Source organism: Amycolatopsis cynarae (assembly GCF_026802195.1).
GTDB lineage: Bacteria > Actinomycetota > Actinomycetes > Mycobacteriales > Pseudonocardiaceae > Amycolatopsis_E > Amycolatopsis_E rhizosphaerae.
Map to the genome: position 1 here is coordinate 6,842,279 of NZ_CP113836.1, position 17,598 is coordinate 6,859,876.

Consider the following 17,598-nt stretch of genomic DNA (forward strand, 5'->3'; position numbering starts at 1 on the left):
GGGGCATCGTCGCCGTGCCCACCGCCCTCTCCGGTTCCGTCGTGCCGGTCAGCCGCCCTGGGGACCACCGATCACGAAGCCGCCGGTCGTCGAGGTCGGGCTCGACGGCTTCGACTTCGAGGGCTTCGACGCCGAGGTGGGCGAGGTGTCCGAAGTGGGCGTCGTGGTCGGGGTGGTCGGGGTGGTCGGGGTGCTGGTCCCCGTCGACTGCGAGGCGGTGTTCGACGCGGAGGAGTCGCTGGACGCGTCGGCGGACTTGCCGATCGGATCCACCGTGGAGAACTTCTCCGCGGGCTTGCCCTTGAGGTAGTTGTTCATGAACTCCTGCCAGATCTGGGCAGGGAGCCCGGTACTGCCGACGGACTTGCCGTCCTTGTCCTTCAGCGGCTTCGGCGGGTCGGAACCGACCCAGGAGGCCACCGCGATCGACGGGGTGTACCCGATCATCCACACCTGCGAGTTGAGGCTCGCCAGGGCGGGATCGCTCGAGTCGTACTGCTGCGTACCCGTCTTGCCCGCGCATTCGTGGTTGTCCGGGCACTTCAGGTGCGAAAAGTCGATCACCGGCTTGAGCGCGATGGTGACGTTCCCGGCGATCTGCTTGCTCTTCTGCGCGTTGTTCGCGGCGAAGGCGGGCTTCGGGGTCACCTGGGTCTGGTACACCACGTTGCCGCCGGGATCGGTCACCTTGGTGACGAAGTGCCGGTCCATGGCCATGCCGTCGGCGGCGAAGGTCGCGTAGCCCGAGGCCATGTCGAGCGGGGTGGCCTCGGTCGTGCCACCGCCGAGCGAGATGTTGTTGTCCAGTGCCGTCTTCGGATGCTCGACCGTTTTGACACCGGCCTCCACGGCGGCCTCCTGCACGGCGGGCCAGTGCGTCACGTTGGCGACCATGTCGAAGAACACCGTGTTGGCGGAAATCTTGACGGCCTCGGCGACCGTGCAGTCCTTGCCGCAACTGTTCGCCTGGCTCGCGTTGCGGACGGTGCGGGAGCCGAACTGACGGGATATGGAGCCGTCGAAGACCTCGCCCAGCCCCTTGCCCATCTTCAGGAACGCGGTGATGTCGAACGCCTTGAACGAGGATCCGGGGTTGTGCGGTGTGTTCGCCCAGTCGTACCGGTCGGTCTTGTCGTTCGGCCCGCCGTAGTAGGCGATCACACCCCTGGTCTTCGGGTCCACCGCGACGAGCGCCTTCTTCAGCGTGTCCGGCTGACCGGTCATGTACTTGTTCTCCGCGTCGACCGCGATCTTCTGCGCGACCGGGTCGATCGTGGTGTAGATGTTGTAGCCCCCGGCCTGCAGCTTCTCCTTGGAGTAGCCCGCGGTCGCCAGTTCGTCCTCCACCTGCGCCTGGATGTACTGGTTCGGGCCGGTGATGGCCTGCGGTTTGGTCTGGTCGATGGGCAACGGGGTCGGGAACTGGGCGGCCGTGCGGTCGGCGGAGGGCAGCCAGTTGTACTTGACCAGGTTGTCCATCACGTAGTTCCAGCGCCGCTGCGCGTATTCGGCGTTCTCCGACCGGCCCGGACCCTGGATCAGACCGGCCAGCAGGGCCGCTTCCGACGAGGAGAGCTGGGAGACGTCCTTGTTGAAGTACGCGTGCGAAGCCGCCTGGATGCCGTAAGCGCCCCGGCCGAAGTAGATGATGTTCAGGTAGGCCGTGATGATGTCCTCTTTGGACTGGGTCTGGTTCATCTTGAACGACTTCACCAGCTCCGTGGCCTTACGCGTGAGCGTGTGTTCCTCGTTCTCGGTGGCCTTCTTGATGTACTGCTGGGAGATGGTCGAACCACCGCCCTGACCACCGGTGAGGTTGTTGTAGACCGCGCGCAGGATGCCGAGCACGTCGAAACCGCTGTTGGTCTCGAAGGTGGCGTCTTCGGCCGCGTACACGGCGTGCTTGACGGTGTCGGGGATCTGGCCGGGCTTGAGGATCTGGCGGTTCTTGTTGTCCGGGATGTCCTTGCCCATCACCGTGTTGTCGCTGTAGTAGTAGGTGACGACCTGGCTCTGCTGTGCGAGCACCTCATCCGGCGTCGGCACGTCGACCAGGAAGTAGGCGATGGTGAAGGCGATCGCGGGCAGCACGACGAACAGGCCGACGCACGCGTAGAGGCTGCGGCGGATGATCTTCCAGCGCCGCTTCTTGCGCTGTTTGGGCGTCAGGGCCTTCTTGCCCTTCTTGCCTTCTTCGGGGGCTTCCTCGCCGTCCGCGCCGAACTCGTTGAACCGGTCCTGCTCGTCGTCGTAGTCGTCCTCGGGGTAGCCGGGGCCGCCCAGTTCGTTGTGGGTGAGCAGGCCCGGTTCACGGTTCGGCGGACCGCCGGGCCCCTGCGGTCCCTGAGGACCCCCAGGTGCCGGGGGCCGGTAACGGCCGCGCATCGGACGTTCGCCCGGCGCCTGGCCGCGCGCGGGCGGCGGCGGTCCGGGCTGGCGGGGATGCTGCGGTGCGCCCTGCGGAGGCGGTGGGAGGCGGCGGCCCGGGGGCGGGACGGCACGCTGACCGGGGTTGCCCGCGGGACGGCGCGGCGGTTGTCCTTCGCCGGGCCACTGGGGCGCGGGGCCGCGCCGGGGTTCGTCGGCACCCGGCCATTGCGCACGACGGGGTTCATCGGGCTCCTGGCCAGGCCAGGAGCGGTTGTACTGGTCGTTCACGAATGAGCCTCCCAGACCGGCGGTTCGGGGTACGCCGTTCTGCCGTCAAGTGGGTCCATGCCCGCGTTCTCCGTCACTGCCCGGCGGTCCTCTTGGAACGGCCGTGCGGAGTTCCCGTGCCCAGGACGTATGACAGCACCAGGTGGTTCCACCGGCACGTGCGGCAGACCTCGACCACATGGACGGTGAACTCGCCGAACAACTGCTCCATGCGGTCGAGTTCGTCCTGCGTGCGGGCCGAGCCGGAGATGTGCCGCAGCTCGTCCCCGAACACCCAGGAGACGTTCGTGACGGTTTCCTCGCGGCACACCGGGCAGGGGACGGTGCTCGCGGCGCCGTGGAACTTCGCCGCCCTGAGCAGGTACGGGTCCGCGTCGCAGACGTCCTTCTTGCCGAGGCGACCGGCACGGACGTCGGCCAGCAGCGCCCGGCGCTGCAAGGCGTAGTCCACGACCTGTCGCTGGTTTCGCACGCTGACAGAGTACGTGTCCGCCGACCCCGTGCCATGGGCTGTTCTGCCTAACGCGAACGGCCATGGGAGGGACACGCCGACGGTTTGGTAACTCTCGGGTGAAGTTCCGCGCATCCGGCCAGGTGGGCGGGTATCCGCGAAGGGATTTACCGCGAGTTCCGCCGCGTTGTGGCTGTGATCTTGGTCGCGACCGGCTCACCGGGCTTCGTTTTTCCGTTGTTGGTGTGGTGGTAACCCACCGGACGGCCGCCGAGCTCCGTTAGCTGCGCCACTCGATGTATCGAGTCGATATAATGAGACGTTAGGTTGCCCTGTGTGGAGTGGTCAGCTGCCCGAGAGGGGGTGCACCGTGCTGGAGTTCGCCATACTCGGGCTGTTGCACGAGGCGCCGATGCACGGCTACGTGCTGCGCAAGCGGCTGCACGACACGCTCGGCATGTTCCGCACGTTCTCTTACGGTTCCCTGTATCCGACCTTGCGGCGGCTGCAGTGGGCGGGCTTCATCGTCGAGGAAGCCGATGAGGTCGGTGAGCACGCGAAATCCGCTGCCAGGACGCGGGTCCGGCGGGCTCGGCGCGTGTACAAGCTCACCGCCGAAGGTAAGGAGCATTTCGCCGAGTTGCTCGGCGACGCCGGCCCCCAGACCTGGGACGACGAGGGTTTCGGGGTACATCTGGCGTTCTTCTCCCGTACGCCGGCCGATGTCCGGATGCGCATCCTCGAAGGGCGGCGCCGTCGCGTCGAGGAACGACGGGAAGGCCTTCGGGCGGCCTTGGCGCGCGCCGAGGAGAAGATCGACCGCTACACCCGCGAACTGCACCGGCTGGGCCTGGAGAGCAGCGAGCGGGAAGTTCGCTGGCTGAACGAGTTGATCGCGCACGAACAAGCCGAACAACGCGGTCTGCAGAGCTAGCGGCCGCCGTCGTGAGAGCAGCAGCACTGACATGAAGACAACGAGCGAAGGAGAAACCGGCATGGGCGACAACAGCGGCCGCGTAAAGGTGGCCATCGTTGGCGTCGGCAACTGCGCGGCATCGCTGGTCCAAGGAGTGCACTACTACCGGGACGCGGACCCCGCCTCGCGGGTGCCCGGGCTGATGCACGTCACTTTCGGGCCATACCACGTGCGGGACGTGGAGTTCGTGGCCGCGTTCGACGTGGACGCGAAGAAGGTCGGCCGCGATCTGTCGGAAGCCATCCTCGCCAGCGAGAACAACACCATCAAGATCACCGACGTGCCGCCGCTCGGCGTGCCGGTGCTGCGCGGGCACACGCTGGACGGGCTCGGCCGCTTCTACCAGGAAACGATCGAGGAGTCCGACGAGCCGGCCGTCGACGTGGTCGCGGCGCTGCGTGAGTCCGGGGCCGACGTGCTGGTTTCGTACCTGCCGGTGGGATCCGAAGCGGCCCAGAAGTTCTACGCGCAGTGCGCGATCGACGCGGGGCTCGGCTTCGTCAACGCGATCCCGGTCTTCATCGCTTCGAACCCGGAGTGGGCGCAGAAGTTCACCGACGCCGGACTGCCGATCGTCGGCGACGACATCAAGTCCCAGGTCGGCGCGACCATCACGCACCGCGTGCTGGCCAAGCTGTTCGAGGACCGCGGCGTCCAGCTCGACCGCACCATGCAGCTCAACGTGGGCGGCAACATGGACTTCAAGAACATGAAGGAACTCGAGCGGCTCGAGTCCAAGAAGGTGTCCAAGACCCAGGCCGTCACGTCGCAGATCGACCGCGACCTCGGCAAGGCGAACGTGCACGTGGGCCCGTCGGACTACGTGCAGTGGCTGGACGACCGCAAGTGGGCCTACGTCCGGCTCGAGGGCCGCGCCTTCGGTGACGTGCCGCTGAACCTGGAGTACAAGCTCGAGGTGTGGGACTCGCCGAACTCGGCGGGCATCATCATCGACGCGGTGCGTGCCGCGAAGATCGCGATGGACCGCGGCATCGGTGGCCCGCTGCTGTCGGCTTCCTCCTACTTCATGAAGTCGCCGCCGGAGCAGTACAGCGACTCCGAGGCTCGCGACGCGGTCGAAGCCTTCATCCGCGGAGACCTGGAACGCTGACCTTTCCGGTCGTCCGGCGCTCACCGGCAGGCAGACACAGAGGGGGCCTGCCGGCGGGCGCCGGTTTCGTTTTCCGGGCCGATACCCCGGTTCACAGCTTCCCGGGAAGTTCCCGGATGTCGCCCAGCACCCGGTGGACCTCGGCGAGTACCGCCGGATCCGGCGGAAAGTGCGGGTTGGGCACCGCGTACACCGTCATGCCCGCGGCAAGGGCCGCTCGCAGCCCGTTGGTGGTGTCTTCGACGGCGGCGCAGGCTTCGGCAGGCACGCCGAGGAGTTCCGTCGCCCTGAGGTAGACGTCGGGGGCCGGTTTCCCGGCGCCGACCTGCTCGCTGGACACGGCCACGGGTACCACGTCCGTCAGGCCGGTCGCGTCGAGGAAGGCCTTGATCAGGACCGGTGGTGACGAACTGGCGATCGCGACCGGGAAACGCCGCCCCACCGCCCGGACGGTTTCGGGCGCTCCGGGCAGCAGGGGCGGTCCGTCCGCGTAGCGCCGTTCCATGCCCTCGACCACCAGTTCGGCGATCCGCTCGGGGCCGCCGCGCGCGCCGAGTTCGGTGACCAGGTAGTGCGCCCATTCCGGGGTGCTCATCCCCTGCATGGCCCTGGTCGCCTCGGCGGTCCACGTCCCGCCGTGCTCGGCGACGACCGCGCGCCGCACCTCGTCCCAGGTCCGTTCGGAGTCGATCAGTACCCCGTCGAGATCGAAAACCACCGCGTCCATGCCCCGACGCTACCTGTGAGGCGAGTTACTTCGACAGGCTAACTAATATTGCTTAGCATAGCTAAGTGAGTCAAGGAGCTGTCGAAGGAGCCGTCACCGGCGTCGCCGAACTGGCGCACGAGCTGCGCCCGCTCGTCTTCCGCCTCTACTACATGGTTCGGCGGCTCACCCCGCAGCATCAGCTCACCCTGACCCAGGGGTCGGTGCTCGGCGAGCTGGTGCGCAACGGGCCCAGGCGGATGAGCGTGCTCGCCGAACTCGAAGGGGTGCGCCAGCCCTCCATGACGGATCTCGTCCGGCGGCTGACCCGGCTCGGCCTGGTCAGCCGCCGCACGGATCCGGAGGACCGGCGGGCGGTCCTGATCGAGGCTACGGAGGCCGGGCGTCGCTACATCGACGAGCTGGTGCTCGCGCGGGAGGAATTCCTGCGCGAGCGGCTCGGCGCGATGGGCGCGGCGCAGCGTGCGGCGATCGAAGCCGCCTTGCCCGCACTGCGGCAGCTCGTGGACCCGGCGGAGCGAGCGAAACGGGAGGAACAGTGAGCGGCAAGGGGCACTCGAGCCTGTTGGAGGCGGTGAAGGGGCAGTCCAAACAGGTCTGGATCACTGCCTTCGCGGCCGTGATCGCGTTCATGGGGATCGGACTGGTGGACCCGATCCTGCTGTCCATCGCCGAGGGGCTGCACGCCACGCCGTCGCAGGTCACGCTGCTGTTCTCGTCGTACCTCGGCGTGCAGGTCGTCGCGATGCTGGTGACGGGCGCGATGAGCGCGCGTTTCGGGGCGAAGCGCACGGTCCTCGCCGGACTGGCGCTGATCGTGGTCGCCACCGCGCTGTGCGCCGCCGCGGGGTCGATCGAGCAACTGGTCGCGCTGCGAGCCGTCTGGGGCCTGGGAAACGCCTTCTTCATCGCCACGGCGCTGTCGGTGATCGTCGGTGCGGCTTCGGGCGGCCAGGCCGGGGCGATCCTGCTCTACGAGGCGGCACTCGGGGTGGGGCTCGCGGTGGGGCCGCTGCTGGGCGCGTTTCTCGGCAGTTTTTCCTGGCGTGGCCCGTTCGTCGGGACTTCGGTGCTGATGGGGGCGGGGCTCGTGCTGTGTGCGGTGTTCCTGGCGCGGGACGCGCACGAGAAGCGGTCGCGGATCCGGCTGTCCGATCCCTTGCGCGCCTTGGCCCACGGCGGCCTGCTGCGCACTTCCGTCGGATCGGCGCTGTACACGGCGGCGTTCTTCACCGTGCTGGCCTGGACGCCGTTCGTGCTGAACTGGAGTGCGGTCGCGGTTGGCCTGATCTTCTGCGGCTGGGGGCTCTGCGTCGCGGTCGCCGGGGTGGTGCTCGCGCCGAAACTCGCCGCCCGTCTCGGTGAACGGCACGCGACGGTGCTCGCGGTGCTCGGGTACGCGGTCCTGATGCTGGTGCTCGCCCTGCCGGGCAAGGCGGTGGTGGTGACCGGGGTGGTCGTGTCCGGGCTGGTTTCGGGTCTGCTCAACACACTTTTCACCGGAACCGCGATGTCCGTCAGCGACGCGCCGAGGCCGGTGGCGAGCGCGGGCTACAACTTCTGCCGCTGGCTCGGCGGAGCGGCGGCCGCGACGCTGGTCGGACACGTCGCGGGCTGGCTCGGCTCGCCGCGCGCCCCGTTCGTGGCGGCCGCAGTGCTGTGCGTGCTCGCCGCGGGTCTGCTCGCGGTGCGGGGGCGTTCGGCCGATCCGCACCGGCTGCCCGCCGGAGCCGCACTGATCGGCGAAGAACTTTAAGATCTATTTACCTGATCTTTGGGATCACCTGGTTTTACTCGCCTACCTTCGGTCTCCTTCCCCCCTATCGAGCGATGGAGGCCCGGTGATCCTGCCCCTGTTCGTCCATGCCGGCGGTAGAGCCCCGCTGACCTGCGAGTACCGCTGCGGCAACGCCTGTGCGCACGAGGCACCGAACACTTCGGACAACGAGTACTTCGGCGAGGTCGCCAGGGGTGTGCTGTCCCGGCGCGGCGTTTTCCGGGCGGGGGCCGTGATGGCGGCCGCGGCCGGTGGTTTCGCCGCGCTGTCGGCGACCACCGCGCCGCCCGCCCTCGCCGCACGGCCCGGGCACGGGGCGCCCGGCAGGCCGGTGCCCGGCACCGATTTCCGGCCGGTGGCGCCCAACCGGGCCGACGCGCTGACGATCCCGCCCGGGTACCGGCAGAACGTGGTGATCCGCTGGGGTGACCCGGTCTTCCCGGGGGCGCCGGAGTTCGACGTGACGCGGCAGTCCGCCGCCGCGCAGGCGCGCCAGTTCGGCTACAACAACGACTTCGTCGGGCTGATCCCGCAGGGCCGGGACCGCTACCTGATGGTGGTCAACCACGAGTACACCACCGAGGTCCAGATGTTCCCGGCCGGGCAGTACGACCCGGCGAATCCGACCCGCGAGCAGGTGGAGATCGCCTGGGCGGCGCACGGGCTGTCGGTGGTCCAGGTGGTGCGGGGGCGTGACGGCGGACTCGAGGTGGTGCCGAGCCGCTACGGCCGCCGCATCACCCTGGACACCGAGTTCGAGGTGCGCGGACCGGCCGCGGGTTCGGTCCACCTGAGGACGTCGGCGGACCCGACGGGCCGGAAGGTCCGTGGTACCCAGAACAACTGCTCGGGCGGGGTGACCCCGTGGGGAACCGTGCTGTCCGGTGAGGAGAACTTCCACCAGTACTTCGCCAACTCCGAACAGGTCACCGACCCGGAGGCGCAGGCGCGGCTGAAGCGGTACGGCGTGGGCAAGGGCGCGAGCACCCGCAAGTGGGAGCGGTTCGACCGGCGCTGGGACGTGGCGGCCGAACCCAACGAGCCCAACCGGTTCGGCTGGGTGGTCGAGATCGACCCGAACGACCCGGCTTCGACGCCGGTCAAGCACACCGCGCTCGGCCGGTTCAAGCACGAGGCCGCCACCGTGAAGATCACCAAGGATGGCCGGGTCGTGGTGTACTCGGGCGACGACGAGCGGTTCGACTACATCTACAAGTTCGTCTCCAAGGGCAGGTACAAGCCCGGCACCAGCGCGCACGCGCGGCGCCACAACTCGTCGCTCCTCGACGAAGGCACGCTCTACGTCGCGAAGTTCACCGGGGACAGCCCGGCGGCCGAGATCGACGGCAGCGGGAAGCCGCCCGCCGACGGCGAATTCGACGGGACCGGGCGGTGGATCCCGCTCGCCAGCGGAGACAGGTCCTTTGTGGACGGTTTCACGGCCGAGGAGGTCTACGTCTTCACGCGGCTCGCTGCGGACAAGGCGGGCGCGACGAAGATGGACCGGCCGGAGGACATCGAGCCGAACCCCGTCAACGGCCGCATCTACGCTGCGCTGACCAACAACAGCGATCGCGGCGCCGGGCGCCGACGAGGTGAATCCCCGCAACGGCAACAAGAACGGGCATGTGCTGGAGTGGGAGGAGGCGGGCGGCGACGCGGCCGCGACCACCTTCTCCTGGCGGCTGCTGCTGGTCTGCGGCGACCCTTCCACCGCCGACACCTACTTCGGCGGTTTCCCGAAGGACCAGGTCAGCCCGATCTCCTGCCCGGACAACCTGGCCTTCGATCCCTACGGCAACCTCTGGATCGCCACCGACGGCAACGCGCTCGGCTCCAACGACGGGCTGTTCTCGGTCCCGGTCGCCGGCCCCGAACGCGGCCAGGTCAAGCAGTTCCTGACCGTGCCGGTGGGGGCCGAGACCTGCGGCCCGGTGGTCACCGGTGACTTCGTGGTGGTCGCGGTGCAGCACCCGGGTGAGGACGGCACTCCGGCCGCCCCGACCTCCCACTGGCCGGACGGCGGCAACGCGATGCCGCGTCCGGCCGTCGTTTCCGTCTGGCGCGACTGCCGCTGACCGAGGGTGGGCCACCGCGGCGGTGGCCCACCCGAGTCAGACCTCCCGCTCGCGCCGGGGATGGGCGCCCAGGGCAAGCGCGACCACGGAGCCGGCCAGCAGGCAGATCCCGACGGCCCACATCCCGGCGCGCTGGCTGCCGGTGAGGTCGGCCAGCCAGCCGGTGAGGTACGGCGCGGCGAACCCGCTGATGTTGCCCAGCGAGTTGATCAGGGCGATCCCGCCCGCCGCCGCGGTGCCGGACAGGAAGTTCGACGGCAGCGCCCAGAAGGTGGGCAGCGCGGAGATCACGCCGACCGCGCACAGCGTCACCGCCGCCATCGCCGCGTACGGGTTGCCCAGGTAGAGCGCGATCGGGATGGCGATCCCGCCGAGCACCATCGGCAGCACGACGTGCCACTTCCGTTCCCCGGTCCGGTCGCCGTGCCGCGCCCAGAACACCATCACCACGGCCGCGACCACGTACGGGATCGCGGTCACGAGCCCGGCCTGCACCACCGAAAGCTTCGTGCCGAACTGCTGGTTGAACCCGGCGATGATGGTGGGCAGGAAAAAGCCCAGCGCGTAGAGCCCGTAGGCGATGGCGAAGTAGACGAACGCCAGCGCGAGGATCCGCGGATGGGTGAGGGCCTTGCGCAGCGGCCAGTGGAACTCCGCCTCCGTCGCGCGGCGCTCCGCGTCGAGTTCCGCGGCGAGCCAGGTGCGTTCGTCCTCGTTCAGCCAGCGTGCCTTCTCCGGCCGGTCCGTCAGGAAGAACCACGTCACGAAGGCGAGCAGCATCGCGGGCACGCCTTCGACCAGGAACATGAATCGCCAGCCCGTCAGGCCGAACATGCCGTTGCCGTGTGCGATGAGCAGGCTCGACACCGTGGAGCCGAGCGCCGAGGACACCGGGACCGCGGTCATGAACAACGCGACCGCCTTGGCCCGCTGCGCCTTGGGGAACCAGTAGGTCAGGTAGAGGATGATGCCGGGGAAGAACCCGGCCTCGGCCACGCCGAGCAGGAACCGCAGGATCACCAGTGTGGTCGCGTTGGGCACGAAGGCCATCACCGTGGCCAGCGCGCCCCACGTGATCATGATTCGGGCGAGCCAGCGGCGTGCGCCGAACCGGTGCAGCGCCAGGTTGCTCGGCACTTCGAGCAGCAGGTAGCCGAGGAAGAAGATCCCCGAGGCGAACCCGAAGGCGGTCGAGGTGAGGCCGAGTTCCTTGCGCATCCCGTTAGGCGCGGCGAAACCGATGTTGACGCGGTCGAGGTAGTTGACGAAGTAGAGCAGCGCCAGGAACGGCATGATCCGCACGGCGACCTTGGTGAGCACGCGCGTGCCTGCGGCGGTGGTCCTCGTTGACATGTCCGCATCTCATGCCACGGCGACTGGCCAGTCAAGGTCGTTTTACGGTATAGGCATGTCGGAAAGGCCACTCGCGCTCGTCACCGGAGCTTCCCGCGGGATCGGCGCGGCCATCGCGCGCGCCCTCGCACCCACCCACCGGCTGCTGCTCGGCGGCCGGGACACCGAAGTGCTGTCCCTTCAGGCGGCGGAACTGCCCGAGGCCGAACCGTGGCCGGTGGAACTCACCGATCCGGACGCGGTGCGGGAGGCCGCCGGCCGGATCGAGCGGCTGGACGTGCTGGTGCATTCGGCCGGGCTGGCCGAACTGGGCACCGTCGAGCGGACCGAGGCGGACTCGTGGCGGCGCCAGTTCGAGGTGAACGTGGTGGCCGTCGTGGAGTTGACGCGCCTCCTGCTGCCCGCGCTACGGGCCGCCGGAGGGCATGTGGTGGTGATCAATTCGGGTTCCGGCCGCACCGCACGCGCGGGCTGGGGGGCCTACGCGGCCAGCAAGTTCGCCGCGCGCGCCTTCGCCGACACGCTGAGGGCCGAGGAAGAGCGCAACGGCCTGCGGGTGACGTCGGTGTTCCCCGGCCGTACCGACACCGAGATGCAGCAGGCCGTGATCGCGGCCGAGGGCAAGGAGTACGCGCCAGGCGAGTACCTGCGCCCCGAATCAGTGGCCGCCGCGGTGCTTTCGGCCGTCGCCGCCACCTCGGACGCGCATCCCGCCGAGATCATCCTGCGCCCCCGCTCGCATTGAGCGGCGATTCAGCCCCGCAGGCGGGCCGCGGCCTCGCGGGCGGCTTCCTGTGCCTTCGCGCGCTCCACCCGGACCGGCTCACCGTCGGTGATCACCTTCTCGCCCGCGACCCACACGTCGCGCACCCGGCGTGATCCGGAAGCCCACACCAGGTTCGCCAGCAACTGCTCGTCCGACACGTCCAGTCCGGCGGCGAAGGCGAAGTCGTCGGTGTCGATGTGCACGAAGTCCGCCCAGCGGCCCGGTTCCAGCACACCGATGTCGTCGCGGCCCAGTGCCTCGGCGCCACCCCGGGTGGCCATCAGCAGCGCGTCCACCGCGCGCACCGCCGTGGAGTCCTTTGTGGATAGACGGGCCAGCATCGCGGAGAGCTGAACCTCCTCCCACAGGTCCAGGTCGTCGTTGCTGGCCGGGCCGTCGGTGCCGAGACCGACCGGGACCTTCGCCGCCCGCAGGTCGGTGAGCCGGGCGAAACCCGACGCCAGCTTGGCATTCGAACCGGGGCAGTGCGCCACGCCGACGCCCCGCGCGGCGAACAGCGCGATGTCCTCATCGGACAGATGCACCGCGTGCGCCGCCAGCACCCGGCCGTCGAGCAGACCCACCTTGTCCAGCAGGCGGGGCACCGAACCGTGTTCCGCCCGCTGCCGCTGGTCCTCGTCGGCGGCCTCGGCGACGTGGATCTGGACCAGCGCGCCGCGTTCGCGCGCCGCCTCACCGGTCAGGCGCAGCGCCTCCGGCGGCAGCATGTACGCCGAGTGCGCCGCGAAGGACAGTTCGATCCTCTCCCCCGGACCGAACCGCAGTCCGTCGGCGTCGATCCACCGCGCCGCCGCGTCGATCATCGCGCGCCAGTCGACGTTCGGCAGGTCGATGATGGGGCCGCCGAGTACCGCCCTGGCACCCGTGCTGAGCACCGCCTCGGCCATTTCCTCGGCGTGGAAGTACATTTCGGCGCTGGTGGTGACGCCGTGGCGCAGCATCTCCAGCGAGCCGAGGATCATGCCCGCCCGCACGTCCTCCGCGCGCAGATTCGCTTCGAGCGGCCAGATGATCTCGTTGAGCCAGCGCACGAGCGGCAGGTCGCCCCCCATCCCGCGCAGCAGCGTCATCGGGCTGTGCGCGTGCGCGTTCACCAGGCCCGGCAGCAGGATCCCGGCCAGCTCGGTGACCGGTGCGGCCGAGTCCGGGGCCTCGGCGCGCGGTCCGCAGTAGGTGATCCGCCCGTCGTCGGCGACGTCCACCACCGCGTCGCGGAGCACGGAACACGCCGGATCACACGGCAGGACGACCGGGGCACGGAATCGACGCGACATCGCTTAAGTCTAGAGCCCACGCCCGGCGCCCCCGCCGCGCTGAGCCAGATCGCGGCGGCGAAGGCGGTGTGCCACCTTCGGGGTTATTGGGCGCTTGCGGCGGGACGGACGACGATTTCGTTGACGTCGACCTGCGAGGGCTGGGAAACGGCGTAGGCAATGGCCTCCGCGATGGCGGAGGCGGGCAGTGCCACCGCGCGGTAGGTCTTCATGGCCTCCCTGGCAGCAGGGTCGGAGATGCTGTCGGCGAGTTCGGACTCGGTCACGCCCGGGGACACGAGGGTGACCCGGATGTTCCCGGTGGACTCCTGGCGCAGTCCTTCGGAGATCGCGCGGACGGCGAATTTGGTGGCGCAGTAGACGGCGGCGGTGGGAGAGACCTCGTAGGCGCCGACGGAGGCGATGTTCACAAAGTGCCCGCCGCCCTGAGCGCGCATCGCGGGCAGGGCGGCGGCGATACCGTGAAGGACTCCCCGCACGTTCACGTCGATCATGCGGTCCCACTCGTCGGTCTTCAGCGCTTCCAGCGGCGAGAGCGGCATCACTCCGGCATTGTTGACCACCACGTCCACTCGGCCGTAGCGCTCGCGGGCGGCGGACACGAAGGCCCGGACATCGTCGGCATCCGTGACGTCCAGCCGCTGGAACGCCGCAGTGCCGCCTGCTGCGGTGATCTCCCTGGTCAGCGCGTCGAGACGATCGGTGCGCCGCGCTCCAAGGAGCAAACGGTGGCCGTCGGTGGCAAGCCGGCGGGCGGTCGCCTCGCCGATCCCGCTGCTCGCTCCGGTGACCACCACGACCTTGGCTGCGTCTGTCATGCCTGCTTTCCCTCTCGGTAGAGCACGCCATCGCGGATGTCGCCCGTCGCCTGGAACCCGGAGTCGTCGACCTCCGTGTCCCCTGTCATGACGGGCTCTCCTCGTCCATGGGTGCGGATCTGTCCTGCCCGGTCGAGTCTGGACAGGTCGGATGTCGCCAACCAGGACGTGTGCTGCCTGGGTGCACCGCACCCAGGCAGCACACCGCCCCTGCGCCCTAGCCTGAGGACATGGCCGACAGCCACCTGGGAGAGTTCCTACGCGCACGCAGGGCGGGCCTACGGCCTCAGGACGTCGGCATGGCGAGCTACGGCGTGCGCAGGGTCGCCGGACTGCGCCGTGAAGAGGTCGCGGTCCTGGCCGGGGTGAACGCGGATTACTACACCCGCCTGGAACAGGGGCGCGAACGCCACCCCTCGGCCCAAGTACTCGACGCGCTCGGCCGCGCCCTGCGACTGGACCCCGACGCCCACGCACACCTGCACCAGCTGGCCGGGACAGCGCCGAGTAACCAGTTCACTCACACCGCGGACCGCATCAGTCCCGCCCTTCGCCAGCTGATGGACGGCTACCCGGGCGCCCCGGCGTTCGTCATCAACCGGACCTTGGACGTCCTGGCGGGCAACGCCCTGGCCGAGGCCCTGCACTCACCCTTCCGGCGAGCGGACAATCTGGCCCGCATGACCTTCCTCGATCCGGCAGGCCGACAGTTCTACACCCGGTGGAGCCGCACGGCGCAGGCCACCGTGAGCCACCTGCGTCAGACGGCCGGCCTCGACCCGGACAACCCACGGTTGCGGGAACTCGTCCGCGCCCTCACCGAGCACAGTGCGGACTTCGCCCGCTTGTGGAACACCCACGCCGTGCGTGGCAAGACCCAGGACGCCAAGCACTTCCTCCACCCGGACGCCGGACCCCTGGCGCTCACCTACCAGGCCTTCGACGTACGCGACGCTCCGGGCCAGCAACTTGTCGTCTACCAGGCCGAACCCGGCAGCCCCAGCGCCCAGGCCCTCAACCTGCTCGGCTCCATCCACGCCATGGTCCCTACCCGCGGCGGTGCAAGCTGACGGCCCGCCGCAAGCGGCCCCGCCGCTCAGGAAACGCGACCTAGTCCAGCAGTCCGCTGCGCCAGGCCCACGCGGCGATCTCGACGCGGTTGCGCGCGCCGATCTTGCTCTGGACCGAGGCCAGGTGGGTCTTCACCGTGGACAGCGACAGGTACAGTTCCGCCCCGATCTCGGTGTTGGTCAGCCCGCGCGCGGCCGCGCGCACCACGTCGAGTTCCCGTGCGGTCAGCGGCTCCTTCGGCGGCGCTTCCGCGGTCTTCGTCGAGCGGCCGTCGAAGTGTTTGAGCAGGCGCACCGTGATCTGCGGGGAGACCAGCGCGTCACCGCGGTAGGCCGCGCGGACCGCCTCGATCAGCAGGGCGGGCCCGGCGTCCTTGAGGAGGAAACCGCTGGCGCCGTTGCGTAGTGCGGTGTGCACGTACTCGTCGAGGTCGAAGGTGGTCACCACGACCACCTTCACCGGATCGGCCACCGCGGGCCCGGCGAGCTGCCGGGTCACCTCCAGCCCGTCGAGCCCGGGCATGCGGATGTCCAGCAGGCAGACGTCGGGGCGCAGTTCCCGCGTCTTCTGCACCGCGGTGACGCCGTCGGGCACGTCGGCGACCACCTCGATGTCCTCCTGCGAGTCGAGGATCATGCGGAACCCGGTCCGCACCATGCTCTGGTCGTCGGCGATGAGCACCCGAATCACTGCGGTCTCCCCCTCATCCACGCGGTCTACGTGCCGTGCAGTGGCAGCCATGCTTCCACCAGCCAGCCGCCGTCGACCGGCCCGGCGGTGAGCCTGCCGTGCAGCAGCTCGACCCGCTCGCGCATGCCGACCAGACCGTAGCCTCCCGAACCGCCCGCCGGACGGTCCACCCGGTACCCGTCGTTGTCCACCCGGATGTGCAGCTCGTCGCCGACCGTCTCGGCGAGCACGTGGACGCGGCTCGCGTTCGGAGCGTGCTTGCCCACGTTGGTCAGCGACTCCTGCACCAGCCGCAGGGCGGACCGGGCCACCTCCTGCGGGACGTCCGCCGAGATCCGCAGGTCCGCCTCGGTCGGGATGCCGTGGTGCCCCGCCTCGACGAGCCCGCGCAGATCGGCTTCCAGATCGGTGGTCGCCTGCTCGGTGGTGTCGGCGGTATGGGTGGAACTGCGCATGCTGCCCACCAGCCGCCGCATTGCGACCAGCGCCTCCGTGCCCGCCTCCTCGATGCGGTCCAGCGCTTCCATCGCCATCGCGGGGTTCTGGCCGCCGATCATCTTCGCCGCCTGCGCCTGCACCACGATGCCGGTGACGTGGTGGGCCACCACGTCGTGCAGTTCCCTGGCCAGTGCCATGCGCTCCGAGGTCTGCGCCTCGGTGACCGCCGCCTCGACCGCGCGAGCCCGTTCCGAGTCCCGAGCCCGGAAGTACAGCCCGACCGCCACCGAAATACCCAGCAACAGCAGCGCCCCCACGAACAGCGAGGCGAGCGAGACCCTCGGCGTTTGCGACACACCGAGCCCGACGGCGACCGACATCAGCGCGATGGCCGCACTGGCCTGAGCTCGCGGGGTGTAGCGGACCAGGAACACCACGATCGCCATCCCGGCCAGCACCTGGGTCGGCGGGGGCGTCTCGAACGGAAGGGTGGGGCTGACCGAGCTTGCCCGTCCGGCGACCGCGGAGACCAGGAACGTCACGGACATCAGCACCGCCGCGAGCACGGGCGAACGGGCGGCGTACACCGCGAGCGCCGCGCCCGCGACGGAGCACAGCAGGAGTGGGAAGAGCCACGGCCCGCGGTGCAGGGTCTGGTTGAGTTCCAGGAACAGCGGCAGGCACAGCAAACCGATGAGCGGCCACTGCGCGAGGGCCAGACTGGTGACGGCGGCCGGGGGCCGGCGCCGCTGCGGCCCCCGGAACCGGATGCCCATGGCCACCGCACCGGCCAGGAGCAGCGCGCCCGCGCCGAAGGTCCCCACGAGCCCGTTAAGCAAGTGCCCCGACCCGCTCGGGCGCATGACCACGGCGAACAGCGCGGCGAAGGTGAGTGCGACGGTGGAGGTGAACGCCGAGGCGGGGCGTTCGCGGCGCACGGTCGCCATGACCAGTTCGAGTCCGGCCACCGTCTCGGTCAGCGACAGGTTGCTGAGCAGGGTCGAGTAGGCGGCGGCGGCGGTGAGGTGGATGAGCGTGGTCGACCCGACGAGCACCGCGGCCGCGGTGAACGCGGCGGCCGCGGGCCGTCGCTTCGCCCACAGCGCGCAGGCGAACATCGCGAGGATGCCCGGCAGGAGGTAGAGATCGCGGCCCTTCGGCCCGATGTCGTCGAAGGCGGCGGGGAACACGATCAGCAGGTCGCCCAGCAGTGCCGCGAGCAGCACCGAACCCTCGAGCCCCAGGTGGCGCCAGGCCCAGTTCAGGCGATCGGAGAAGGACACACCGCGACGGTAGAGGACCGCACCGCCCGCCGACCTTGGCCGGGTGGCCACCCCGGATCGGCCGATCGGCCGATCCGGGTGGCGGTCCCCGGCTGTGACCCTGCTT

General features: G+C 69.6%; 14 protein-coding genes and 1 pseudogene. 7 read left to right on the top strand and 8 right to left on the bottom strand.

Translation table 11 applies throughout. The features are described 5' to 3' along the window. Positions 1–48: 48 nt before the first annotated feature. Both ORV05_RS33120 and ORV05_RS33125 read right to left on the bottom strand, forming a co-directional pair. On the bottom strand, positions 49–2,658 hold the full coding sequence (locus ORV05_RS33120) for a transglycosylase domain-containing protein (RefSeq protein ID WP_268755809.1): 2,610 nt from the start codon (positions 2,656–2,658) through the stop codon (positions 49–51). A 73-nt stretch (positions 2,659–2,731) separates the two neighbouring features. Continuing rightward, positions 2,732–3,130, bottom strand: coding sequence for a DUF5318 family protein (locus tag ORV05_RS33125; RefSeq protein ID WP_268755810.1), 399 nt, complete (start codon positions 3,128–3,130; stop codon positions 2,732–2,734). Positions 3,131–3,479: 349 nt separating this feature from the next. On the opposite strand from ORV05_RS33125, the gene ORV05_RS33130 reads away from it, so the two are divergent. Together ORV05_RS33130 and ORV05_RS33135 are read left to right on the top strand one after the other, a co-directional pair. Then, positions 3,480–4,043, top strand: a complete 564-nt coding sequence (locus ORV05_RS33130; protein ID WP_268755811.1) for a PadR family transcriptional regulator — start codon at positions 3,480–3,482, stop codon at positions 4,041–4,043. A gap of 61 nt (positions 4,044–4,104) precedes the next feature. Further along, the gene (locus ORV05_RS33135) at positions 4,105–5,196 is read left to right on the top strand and encodes an inositol-3-phosphate synthase (RefSeq protein WP_268755812.1); all 1,092 of its coding nucleotides are present in this window, start codon (positions 4,105–4,107) and stop codon (positions 5,194–5,196) included. A 91-nt stretch (positions 5,197–5,287) separates the two neighbouring features. Here ORV05_RS33135 and ORV05_RS33140 read toward each other — a convergent pair whose 3' ends face one another. After that, positions 5,288–5,923 (bottom strand): HAD family hydrolase, encoded by a 636-nt coding sequence (locus ORV05_RS33140; protein WP_268755813.1) that lies wholly within the window; start codon positions 5,921–5,923, stop codon positions 5,288–5,290. A gap of 152 nt (positions 5,924–6,075) precedes the next feature. Between ORV05_RS33140 and ORV05_RS33145 the strand changes: the two genes are divergently transcribed. The 3 genes and pseudogenes from ORV05_RS33145 to ORV05_RS33155 all read left to right on the top strand — a co-directional run bounded on the left by ORV05_RS33145 (position 6,076) and on the right by ORV05_RS33155 (position 9,778). Continuing rightward, positions 6,076–6,465, top strand: a complete 390-nt coding sequence (locus tag ORV05_RS33145) for a MarR family winged helix-turn-helix transcriptional regulator (protein ID WP_268760010.1) — start codon at positions 6,076–6,078, stop codon at positions 6,463–6,465. Then, entirely contained in the window at positions 6,462–7,679 is a 1,218-nt protein-coding gene (locus ORV05_RS33150; RefSeq protein WP_268755814.1) for an MFS transporter, read from the top strand. Before ORV05_RS33145 ends, ORV05_RS33150 begins: the two co-directional genes overlap by 4 nt. 85 nt (positions 7,680–7,764) lie before the next feature. After that, positions 7,765–9,778, top strand: a pseudogene (locus ORV05_RS33155) (PhoX family protein). Positions 9,779–9,814: 36 nt separating this feature from the next. Here the strand turns inward: ORV05_RS33155 and ORV05_RS33160 are convergent. Then, positions 9,815–11,131 carry an MFS transporter gene (locus tag ORV05_RS33160; RefSeq protein WP_268755815.1) on the bottom strand — a complete coding sequence of 439 codons (1,317 nt, stop codon included), beginning with the start codon at positions 11,129–11,131 and terminating at the stop codon, positions 9,815–9,817. Between the two features lie 55 nt (positions 11,132–11,186). On the opposite strand from ORV05_RS33160, the gene ORV05_RS33165 reads away from it, so the two are divergent. Continuing rightward, positions 11,187–11,876 (top strand): SDR family oxidoreductase, encoded by a 690-nt coding sequence (locus tag ORV05_RS33165; RefSeq protein ID WP_268755816.1) that lies wholly within the window; start codon positions 11,187–11,189, stop codon positions 11,874–11,876. 8 nt (positions 11,877–11,884) lie between these two features. Here the strand turns inward: ORV05_RS33165 and ORV05_RS33170 are convergent, their stop codons facing one another. Both ORV05_RS33170 and ORV05_RS33175 read right to left on the bottom strand, forming a co-directional pair. After that, positions 11,885–13,192, bottom strand: a complete 1,308-nt coding sequence (locus ORV05_RS33170; protein ID WP_268755817.1) for an amidohydrolase family protein — start codon at positions 13,190–13,192, stop codon at positions 11,885–11,887. An 83-nt stretch (positions 13,193–13,275) separates the two neighbouring features. Then, a complete protein-coding gene (locus ORV05_RS33175; RefSeq protein WP_268755818.1) occupies positions 13,276–14,010 on the bottom strand; it encodes an SDR family oxidoreductase in 735 nt (244 codons plus the stop codon). A 230-nt stretch (positions 14,011–14,240) separates the two neighbouring features. On the opposite strand from ORV05_RS33175, the gene ORV05_RS33180 reads away from it, so the two are divergent. Next, entirely contained in the window at positions 14,241–15,080 is an 840-nt protein-coding gene (locus ORV05_RS33180; protein ID WP_268755819.1) for a helix-turn-helix transcriptional regulator, read from the top strand. 40 nt (positions 15,081–15,120) lie between these two features. Here ORV05_RS33180 and ORV05_RS33185 read toward each other — a convergent pair whose 3' ends face one another. Further along, a complete protein-coding gene (locus ORV05_RS33185; RefSeq protein WP_268755820.1) occupies positions 15,121–15,771 on the bottom strand; it encodes a response regulator transcription factor in 651 nt (216 codons plus the stop codon). Positions 15,772–15,797: 26 nt separating this feature from the next. After that, entirely contained in the window at positions 15,798–17,492 is a 1,695-nt protein-coding gene (locus ORV05_RS33190; protein WP_268755821.1) for a sensor histidine kinase, read from the bottom strand. Between the last annotated feature and the right edge of the window lie 106 nt (positions 17,493–17,598).